This window comes from Cohnella sp. (genome assembly GCF_041641335.1).
Lineage (GTDB): Bacteria > Bacillota > Bacilli > Paenibacillales > Paenibacillaceae > Cohnella.
Window position 1 is genome coordinate 1 of the sequence record NZ_JBEPYQ010000171.1, and the last position, 4442, is coordinate 4442.

5 protein-coding genes and 1 pseudogene are annotated in these 4442 nt (G+C 56.5%); 1 reads left to right on the top strand and 5 read right to left on the bottom strand.

The window, feature by feature from the left end:
- Positions 1-357: 357 nt before the first annotated feature.
- Both ACESLM_RS30265 and ACESLM_RS30270 read right to left on the bottom strand, forming a co-directional pair.
- Positions 358-624 (bottom strand): pro-sigmaK processing inhibitor BofA family protein, encoded by a 267-nt coding sequence (locus ACESLM_RS30265; RefSeq protein ID WP_372638410.1) that lies wholly within the window; start codon positions 622-624, stop codon positions 358-360.
- Positions 621-881, bottom strand: coding sequence for a DUF2508 domain-containing protein (locus ACESLM_RS30270; protein ID WP_372638412.1), 261 nt, complete (start codon positions 879-881; stop codon positions 621-623). Before ACESLM_RS30270 ends, ACESLM_RS30265 begins: the two co-directional genes overlap by 4 nt.
- A gap of 192 nt (positions 882-1073) precedes the next feature.
- Here ACESLM_RS30270 and ACESLM_RS30275 point away from each other — a divergent pair, with 192 nt between their 5' ends.
- Positions 1074-2768, top strand: coding sequence for a M3 family oligoendopeptidase (locus ACESLM_RS30275; protein WP_372638414.1), 1695 nt, complete (start codon positions 1074-1076; stop codon positions 2766-2768).
- Between the two features lie 66 nt (positions 2769-2834).
- On the opposite strand, the gene recR is transcribed toward ACESLM_RS30275, so the two are convergent.
- The 3 genes and pseudogenes from recR to ACESLM_RS30290 form a co-directional block, all read right to left on the bottom strand.
- Entirely contained in the window at positions 2835-3434 is a 600-nt protein-coding gene (gene recR / locus ACESLM_RS30280) for a recombination mediator RecR (RefSeq protein ID WP_094045063.1), read from the bottom strand.
- 14 nt (positions 3435-3448) lie between these two features.
- Positions 3449-3760 carry a YbaB/EbfC family nucleoid-associated protein gene (locus ACESLM_RS30285; RefSeq protein ID WP_372638416.1) on the bottom strand — a complete coding sequence of 104 codons (312 nt, stop codon included), beginning with the start codon at positions 3758-3760 and terminating at the stop codon, positions 3449-3451.
- Between the two features lie 30 nt (positions 3761-3790).
- Positions 3791-4442 (bottom strand): annotated as a pseudogene (locus tag ACESLM_RS30290) (DNA polymerase III subunit gamma/tau); the annotation flags it as partial.

Here is a 4442-nt window from a genome sequence, read left to right on the forward strand (position 1 = left end):
GCACGCCGCCAGCGTTCGTCCTGAGCCAGGATCAAACTCTCCATGAAAGTTGATTCGCTCATTCACTGCTGGTATTGCTTTTTGTTTCTTACGCTCAATGTTCAGTTTTCAAGGTGCAATCGGTGTTGCTCTATTCCGCCACCGCGTTAACAGCGACCTTTATAATATACCACAGCGCCCAACCGGTTTGCAACAAGTAATTTATTCCAAGATTCGATCTTTTCTGTCGGTCATGTCGACCGCCTAAGAGGCGCGAGATATAATTTAACACACGATAACCCCACGCGTCAACCGCCTGACAAACATTTTTCGCGAAATCCTTAATATTTATTACGGCCACAATTTCCCCATGCTCATTCAAGACAGCAGAGACCACTGCAACCCGAGCACAAGCCCGATGCCGGGCACTCCGAGCAGCGCCACCGTACCGATCGTGAACGGATTCAGCGGCACGTACCAGCCCGTCACCCATCCCGAGAAATTTAGCGCATACAGTGCAAAAGCCGCCAACACCAGATGGATCCCGAATCTCGTCAGCCATCCTTTAGGAACATTGCGCCTAAGAAGAACGACGATCAACGACAAGCCCGACACGACGAGCAGCGCAAGCCAGAACGTTTTCATTTCGCTTCCCGGACCTCCTTAACAAAATCGGCCGACTCGCCCCATTTCCCCTTCGCCTGTTTGAGCAGCATGCCCAACTTCTTCTCCGCGGCTTCCAGACAGAAGATCGCGTAGTCCACATGATCCTCTCCCAGCGCATGTTGGAATCTCCACTCCGCGTTTTTCCACTCCTGCTCGGCTCTCCGAATGTCCGCGATCAGCGCCTGGTTTTCGAGCGACAGCACCGCGCTTGAGGCGCGCTTTTTGAACCATTCCATTTTCAAATCCTCCTCGCTTTACTCATGAATACCCGAATCGGGGGACAACCTATTGTTATTTCTATGAGAAAGCTAAACTCTCTTAGAACCGCTCGGTCGACAAAGCAGGGTTAACAAGTTGTTTCATCGAATAAGCATGAGAGAATGACAAGGTTCATTCATGGATAAAAACAACAAGGCAGGTGCGACCCTATGAAATTTACAGAGTACCAATACGAACGTCCGGACGTTCAACAGTTCGAACGCAGCTTCAAAGCTCATTTGGCGGCATTCGCTTCCGCCGGCAGCTACGAGGAGCAGGATTCGTCCATGACGGAGATCAACAAGCTTCGCAACGGATTCGATTCGATGAGGGAAATCGCAGGCATCCGACATTCCATCGATACGGAAGACGAGTTCTACAAAGCCGAGCAGGACTTCTTCGACGACAACGGCCCCGTAGTCCAGGAATACGTAACCGACTATTACCGGGAGCTGGTCCATTCCAAGTTCCGTCCGGAACTGGAAACCAAGTGGGGAACGCAGCTGTTCCGGCTGGCGGAGCTGTCGCTTAAGACGTTCAGCCCGGAGGTGATTGAAGATCTCCAACAGGAGAACAAGCTGACGACGAAATACGCGAAGCTGATCGCCTCGGCCAAAATCCCGTTCGAAGGCGAAGAAAGGACGTTGGCCCAACTGGCCCCGTTCCAGCAATCGACCGACCGAGACGTCCGCAAGCTGGCTTCCGAGGCGTCCTCCGGATTCATGGCAAGCCACGAAGAGGAACTGGACGGCCTGTACGACGAGCTGGTGAAAGTGCGAACGAGAATCGCCGCCAAGCTCGGCTTCCGCAACTTCGTCGAGCTCGGCTACGCAAGAATGAGCCGGACCGATTACAATGCGGGAATGGTGGCGAACTTCCGCAGTCAGGTGCTGGAGCACATCGTACCGATCGCCTCCAAGCTGAAGGAGCGGCAGCGGGAGCGGATCGGCGTCGATCGCCTGCTGTACTTCGACGAGAACTTATCCTTCCTGTCGGGCAACGCCAAGCCGAAAGGCGATCCCGATTGGATCGTGGCCAACGGGGAGAAAATGTACGCCGAGCTGTCTTCCGAGACGGACGCCTTCTTCCGCTTCATGCAGGATAACGGATTGATGGATCTGGTCAGCAAAAAGGGGAAGCAAAGCGGAGGGTATTGCACGTACATCAGTCAATACGAAGCGCCGTTTATTTTCTCCAACTTCAATGGAACGGCGGGCGACATCGACGTGCTGACGCACGAAGCCGGCCACGCCTTCCAGGTGTACGAGAGCAGAAAGTTCAAGGTACCGGAGTACAGCTTCCCGACTTACGAGGCATGCGAAATTCATTCGATGAGCATGGAGTTTTTCACTTGGCCGTGGATGGACCTGTTCTTCCTGGAGGAGACGGACAAGTACCGTTTCCAGCACTTGGCGGGCGCGCTGCTCTTCCTCCCTTACGGAGTTTCCGTCGACGAATTCCAGCATTTCGTGTACGAGAACCCGGAAGCGACCCCGGCGGAACGCAAGCAAGCCTGGCGGGACATCGAGAAGAAATATCTCCCCCACCGCGATTATGCGGACAACGGATATTACGAGCGGGGCGGATACTGGCATAAGCAGGGCCACATTTTCAGCTCGCCGTTTTATTACATCGACTACACGCTGGCGCAGATCTGCGCGTTTCAATTCTGGAAGAGGATGCACGAGGATCGCGGCGCCGCGTGGGCCGATTATCTGCATCTGTGCCGACTGGGAGGAAGTCTGTCGTTCACCGAGCTGGTGAAGGAAGCCGGTCTGATCTCTCCGTTCGAAGACGGCTGCGTCACCTCGGTCATCGGAAGTATCGAGAGCTGGCTGAACGGCGTAGAGGATCAATCGTTGTAGAAAAAGGAAAACCCCGAGTTCGCCTTCATGGGCGGGTCTCGGGGTTTTGCGTATAGCGATGGCGCGTCAATTCAACTCTCTGCGACCTTCCAACGCCTTGGAGATCGTCACTTCATCCGCGTATTCCAAGTCTCCACCAACCGGCAATCCATGCGCGATTCGGGTAACCTTAATGCCGAACGGCTTAACCAGACGGGATAAGTACATCGCCGTCGCCTCGCCTTCGATGTTCGGATTGGTCGCCAGAATCAGCTCCTGCACCTGCTCGTCGCCGAGCCTGCGCACCAATTCCGCGATCCGAATATCGTCCGGCCCCAGGCCGTCCATCGGAGAGATGGCCCCGTTAAGCACATGGTAATGCCCGTTGTACTCGCGGGTTCTTTCCATCGCTACGAGATCCTTCGGCTCCTGCACGACGCAGATGACGGAGGCGTCCCGCGCTTTGTCCGAACAAATACGGCAAGGATCCGTGTCGGTAATATTGCAACAGACGGAACAATAAGTCAGATTGCGCTTGACGTTCACCAACGCCTTGGCGAAATCGATCACGTCTTCTTCTTTCATCCGCAGGACGTGGAACGCCAGCCTTGCGGCCGTCTTCGGTCCGATGCCGGGAAGGCGGGAGAAGGAGTCGATTAGCTTGGCGATCGGTTCCGGATAGAACAAGGGCTCAGTCTCCTCTAGAACAAGCCGGGAATCTTCATGCCCCCGGTATACTTGCTCATGTCTTGGTTGGCCAGATCGTCGGCTTTGGTGAGGGCGTCGTTGACGGCTGCCAGAACGAGATCCTGCAGCATCTCGACGTCTTCCGGGTCGACCGCTTCCGGCTTGATCTTGACGTCGAGCAGCTTCTTGTGTCCGTTGACGACAACGGTCACGACTCCGCCGCCCGCGGATCCTTCGATCGACTTGCTGCCGAGCTCCTCTTGGGCTTTCAGCATTTGCTCCTGCATCTTCTTCACTTGCTTCATCATTTGGTTCATGTTGTTCATTTTGTGCAACCTCCCGTAGGTTTGTTTTTTTTAATCGTCCTTAATCGTGACCAGGTCTTCTCCGAACAGCTTCACGGCCTCGTCTACCCAAGGCTCGCTGCGGCCGCCGTCCTCCCCTTCGGGAACGAGCTGCAGCTCCTCGGCCTCGGAGGCTCCTTGCGGCTTGCCCTCCGATTCGGAGAGCACCTCCTGCCACTCTCGCTGGAGAGTGGTGACCAGCTGCGTCGGACTGCCGAAGATGGAGCTCAGCACCCCTTCGATTACCCCTCTGTTGGCCGGCTTCTCGGTCGTCTCCCGGTGAATCGTGTTCTTGAAGGCGACGAGAATCGAATCCTCCGCGAAGGAGACCGGCTCCCCGTCCACCAGCCAAGCGTGAACGGTGACCCGCTCTTCCCTGACCCTCTGCATGATTTGCGGCCACTTCGTCAGGTAGGAGCCGGCGGAACCGCGGGCTTCCGCGAATACGGCCAGCTTCTGCCGCGATACCGTCGACACCCGCGGCGCGGGAGCGGCGGCGCCACTCGCGCCGCGCGAACTCCCCGGCCCCGCGGCCGGCTTGCCGCCCGGCGCGGCGATGGACGCTCCGCCACTGATCAGCGCGCCCAGCTTGTTCTCCAAGGCCGCGATCTGCTGCTTTAATTGGCCGATTTCTCCCCGGCTCACGCCCGCCTCGGCGGAGACT

What these genes read in the sequence shown, in the direction of transcription:
- ACESLM_RS30265 (WP_372638410.1), bottom strand. Translation starts at nt 624, where the DNA reads ATGAAAACGTTCTGGCTTGCGCTGCTCGTCGTGTCGGGCTTGTCGTTG.
- ACESLM_RS30270 (WP_372638412.1), bottom strand. Translation starts at nt 881, where the DNA reads ATGGAATGGTTCAAAAAGCGCGCCTCAAGCGCGGTGCTGTCGCTCGAA.
- ACESLM_RS30275 (WP_372638414.1), top strand. Translation starts at nt 1,074, where the DNA reads ATGAAATTTACAGAGTACCAATACGAACGTCCGGACGTTCAACAGTTC.
- ACESLM_RS30285 (WP_372638416.1), bottom strand. Translation starts at nt 3,760, where the DNA reads ATGAACAACATGAACCAAATGATGAAGCAAGTGAAGAAGATGCAGGAG.